The 4847-nt window shown below is 35.3% G+C and carries 3 protein-coding genes; 1 reads left to right on the top strand and 2 read right to left on the bottom strand.

Annotated features, from left to right (window positions below):
* Positions 1 to 1376 precede the first annotated feature (1376 nt).
* Entirely contained in the window at positions 1377 to 2255 is an 879-nt protein-coding gene (locus tag FQ182_RS29330; RefSeq protein WP_149415319.1) for a hypothetical protein, read from the top strand.
* 59 nt (positions 2256 to 2314) lie between these two features.
* Here the strand turns inward: FQ182_RS29330 and FQ182_RS29325 are convergent, their stop codons facing one another.
* Both FQ182_RS29325 and FQ182_RS29970 read right to left on the bottom strand, forming a co-directional pair.
* The gene (locus FQ182_RS29325) at positions 2315 to 3961 is read right to left on the bottom strand and encodes a hypothetical protein (RefSeq protein WP_149415320.1); all 1647 of its coding nucleotides are present in this window, start codon (positions 3959 to 3961) and stop codon (positions 2315 to 2317) included.
* A 414-nt stretch (positions 3962 to 4375) separates the two neighbouring features.
* Positions 4376 to 4847 (bottom strand): hypothetical protein (locus FQ182_RS29970; protein WP_218575115.1); only part of this gene is annotated, 472 nt, incomplete at its 5' end.

Below are 4847 nucleotides of genomic sequence, written 5' to 3'. Positions count from 1 at the left end.
TAAGCGCTTCGACTTCAAATGCCCAATCGAAGTTATGGGCGAGGTGATGCAGAAGGCCATGGCTATGCGGCATGATGCTCCAGCTTCAATTCAATGACCGTGTTGCACTCAGCTCCTGCAACCGCCAAGCATATAATTTATTGCCCTAACTCTTTTTAAGTTGGTGTCCCCAGCGTTTTTGCTATAAAAAAACCATGCAGCAACGACCAAGCCCAACCCAATAATCCACTCCATCACACTCTCCAATAATAGCCCGTTTGAAACGATAGATTACATCATATCACCAAGGTATGTAAATTCGAGGGAGGTCGATTTTTGTGGTTGAACTTGTTCAAGCATAAAAATTGAGCACATAGAATTTTATAAGTGAAATTTGTGCCAAATCAAAAACAACTCTTTTCCGACCAAAAATCTCATCTTCGTCCTGCAAGCATTAAAATGTTTTTTCAAAAAAAAAGCCCCAAACTTTTTTATAACTTTATGTCAAATTATTGATAATTCAATTTTTCCGACCATCAAATAATGGCTTAAATACGGCAAAAAACGCTGTCAATAGCAAAACAAAAATATATTTATAGTCAGACTTTGTTCCGGATTACCGGTCAACGCTATTCACATTTTACTTAATTACATTTTGCAACTAACCACCAGAATAAAAAACATCGATACACTTAAAAATCGCTCCCAGTTTAATTTCACTAAAAAACGTGGGGGGTGGGCCACCTCCGAGAATGAAAATTTTCAAACCCTACCACTCGATTTCAAAATAAAGCACAACTTACAAAAACTACCATAAAACTCATTATTTCAATTAATTGATATTAGGGTAGCGTTAAACGCTTACCTACTCTAAAAACGTCATTTGCGTGAGCTGTATTTTTAAAAGCATTTCGTTGCTTTTCTAAAAGCGAAGCTACCAGATGCTTTTGACTTTATTCCCGGTTCAATCCGATAGGGCGAGGGGTTTATAATTTTCAAAGTGTCACACACACGGTAGTAAAGCACTGGAAAAACTTCGTTTTATGATTTGCTTCGCTTCGCTACTCAAATCTACGAACTTCGTTCGCCTTTCCCAGATGCTTTTGACTTTTCGCCCCGAACGGGGCATGGCTTTTGATTTTGATTGTAAAAGTATTTAAAAGTAATTAAGAGCATTTAAGAGGCCTGTTTTAAGTTGAGAATAAGCAGTTTTTCAGGTGCATAAGGGGGTCGTTATATGGTGATAAGGGGGTCGTTCTATGCAGATAGGGGGGGCGTTCTATGAAGTATAAGGTGGTCGTTATATGTAGCATTAAAATACTAGGTGCCCGTTATTCTATTGACTTACTCCAAATCTATGATTAGATAGTATTAACAGAATAACAAAAGGAGCCTCAATGGAGCTAATATTTAACCAGCTTGAAACCAAAAAAAAGATTTACGCACAAGACGCATACATGACGTTTGCCAAGTCAATTCTTCACTTGCCAATATTCCAATCAGTTAAAAATGGAGAACGCAAAAGAACTGAGTTAAAAATTGACAGTCTTTATGGTTATAAAAATGTTGAAATGCGTTTCTACCCTTTGTCAGTGGGTTTTGATTTTGACGTATTTTATTACATTCTTCAAAAAAAGATAAAATCCGAAAAGCTTTCATTCACAATCAACCTCAATCAATTTATGAAGTTCCACAAGGTTCACCCGAGCAATAAAAAGGTTTACATAGAGAAATTAAAGCAGTCGCTTGATAATATGCTTGATTTCTACTTAAAGTTTTCATACGGCCCCAAAACATACAAGTGCCATTTATTGACCCACGTTGAAGAAAGCGAAGAAAATAGAGAAGAGATAAAGATAACTTTCAGCAAATTTTTTGAAAACTTCTACAAGCATGACCCAGACTTAATTTTTAATCTCAAGCTTGACCAGTTCAAAGAGATAAGTGGCGACTATGCAAAAATGCTTTACATGTTCTACTTCACAAACAAATATGAAACTACCGTAGAGTTTAAAATTGAAAGCATAATGAAACGATTGAACTCCGAGGGATATGATAGAAAGGAGGTTTTAAAAACCATAAAAAAATCCCATGAGCAACTAATAAGCATTGGTTTTTTGAAAAGTGCAAAGGTAATAAAAAATGGCCGTGAGCTAGCAGGGTACGAAATTGAATTTGAAAAAAGAAGAGACAAACCATTGCCTGAACCAAAAGAAAAAAGTCTAAGTAAAGAAAAAATCTCATTTGAAGAATTCGATGAAGAACTACCGTTCTAATGAAGTCGTGTAATACAAAAAGCCCATAGGGCTTTTATTATTTATCTTCTACAAAAAAATCACGTCTTGATTTTTGCTAATCTGTTTTTCTTTTTATCCAAAAAGCCGCCTTCAAACTTTACAGGAATATCATTTTTTTCAAGTTCAACTTCTTGAACATCTAAAAACTCATTGATGTATTTTTGACCATCAGGCGAATCAAGTTCTTTATGCATTAACTTCAATTGGTCGTTTATTTTATCAAGTTGTGCTTTGTTAGGTTTTGATTGTTGGTAATTGATGCTGCGATTAATACAAGCCTCAACGAAGTTTTTAACAGATGAAAACGCGTCCGTAAGTCTTTCATAATAGGTTCTTTTGTCTTCGATTTTAATATCAAGCTCGTTGATTTCATCGGTTTTTGAACTTATTGAAGAAACTAATTTATCTTCATTTTGCTGCAATATAAGAATGTTATCAACAATAGTATTAACTTCTTTTTTACCATCATCAATCTTCAAGCTAAGCTCTTCGTTGGTGGTTGTAAGTTGTTCGTTTTCAGTTTTATAAATGCGATTAGCACCTAAAATTCTTTTAAGGTCTTTGTCTAATCTAGCTTTATCCTCAGCCTTTTGTTTTAATTCTTTACTAAGAGCTTCAAGCTCTTCAATACTTTTATTTATTGAATTATATGCTCTAAACATCTTGGGCTTTGAAGCGTCATCATTGATTAACTTTCTTCTTATTTTTTTATCTTCTGTTTCAGGCAGTACCTCAACTTGAAAATCATAACCCTTTTTAACAAGTTCCTTGTTAACAAAGGCATAAATCATTTTCTGGTAGGCTTCGCCTAGTGCCTGAGCGTCGGAGAAGCTTCTGCCTTCAATTTCAGGTTTCCCCTCACTTTTCAAAAAACTATTAACCATTTTAAACTCATCATTGATTAGGTCATATTTCCCTGTTCTTTTGTTTTTCCCATCTATAAATATATGTGGGTGAACTCCTAAGTTGTCATCGTGTTCACTGGTGATTTCATCACCATGAAAAACGATTAACTTAACAGGATAATCAGGTAGGTTTTCTTTGTAAAAGTTGTTTATTATATTCATATAATCAGTGGGCTTTACATAATCTACGCATTGATTAAATGGGAATTTCCAAAATGCTTCTTGGATAACTGTTTTTTTCAAACTAAAATCATCATCGGCTTTATTAAGTTCTATGGATTTGTTTTTTAGTTCTATGTATTTATTGATACAAGAAACCTTTTGTTTCTTGCGTTGAACATTCATTCCATCAATAGCATTTGAAGAGGCAACATCAACAGCTTCTGGGTTTTGAAGCAAAGCTTGGAGAAACGATGTTAATTCACCATCTTCATTTTTTTTGATAAGTTCTTTTAATTTATAAGCGTATCTGGACAACTCACAATTAACTTCGGCTAATTGTCCACTGTCTTGTTTTTGTTCAGTGAGTGGCTCATAAATGGATTTGAACATTTCCTTTCGGTCATCAATCGAAAGTTTATCCATTTTTGTAAGTTTGTTATTGAAAAAAACAATGTTCTTTTCAATAAGGTCCTTATTAAATTCAAGGTCATTTTTTTGAACAATTCTTAAAGAATGTTCAAGTGATGATTTAAGTTGATTGATGCCGGGGGTTTTCTTAACACGGTTACCACTGGTGAAATTTAATCTTTTCCAGATCATACTTTTGGTTTTGGACATCTTGCTCCTGATCGATGTTCACCGGGTAGGTGAACTGAGTTGTCTTTGTCACTCAGAAGACCCACAAGGTCGCTGGTGACTGCGTAAGGCTACGACCCTAAAAGGGTGAGGAGTCTTCGCAAAGTGTTCTACAAGAGAAATTAGAGCCATTGTAGATGGTGAGAATTTTCTTGTTGAACAGTAGGTGTTGCCGTTGCTTTTGTTTCTGTCCTGCCGACTAGGCACCAGTGGTCATTTCGCAAGCGTAGCGGCTTTCACGAAGTGAAAGTGTGAAATTACCATCAACTGGTTGATAAATACTCATACTTTCAGTAATTGAGTTATTTAACTACAAGTTACCATGTATTATTTTATTTTCAAGCGAGAACAAAAAAGGCTACCTTAAAAGGCAACCTTGTGAACTGATTAGGTTCTCTATTGATTTCTTTTCCAATTCAATATTTCATCAAGTTCACTTTGTTTTTGCTTGTTGTCTGTTGTTCTAAAAACATTCTGGATGATGCCATCGTTTATAAAGCGTTTAGCACCATTCTTAAACATGATGGCGTAATCATTAAGTTCAAAATCAATAACGATGCTTTTGATAATTTCATGAAACAACAAGTTTATTTTTGAGCGTGTTTCATATGTGCCATTTGCTTTCAGTTCTTCAATGGCACTATCAATGTTTGAGTTGTAAATATTAAGCTGTGAAACCTCTACTTCCGCTTGCGATTTCTCAACTAAAAGATTTTTAATTTCTAGTTCTGCTTTTTTAGCTCGGCGGCGGCAAAAACTGAGTGCAACACCTGACCTTTCCGGTACGGTGCTGCCCCTATGTCTTATACCGAACTCAGCGTTGAAGAGCGCGCCACCATTCAAATCAGTCATGCCCAAGGCTTCAGCC

This window comes from Pseudomonas sp. ANT_H4 (genome assembly GCF_008369295.1).
Classification (GTDB): Bacteria; Pseudomonadota; Gammaproteobacteria; order Pseudomonadales; family Pseudomonadaceae; genus Aquipseudomonas.
The sequence above is the reverse complement of the archived record's forward strand: the minus strand, read 5'-3'. Positions and strand labels throughout refer to the sequence as shown.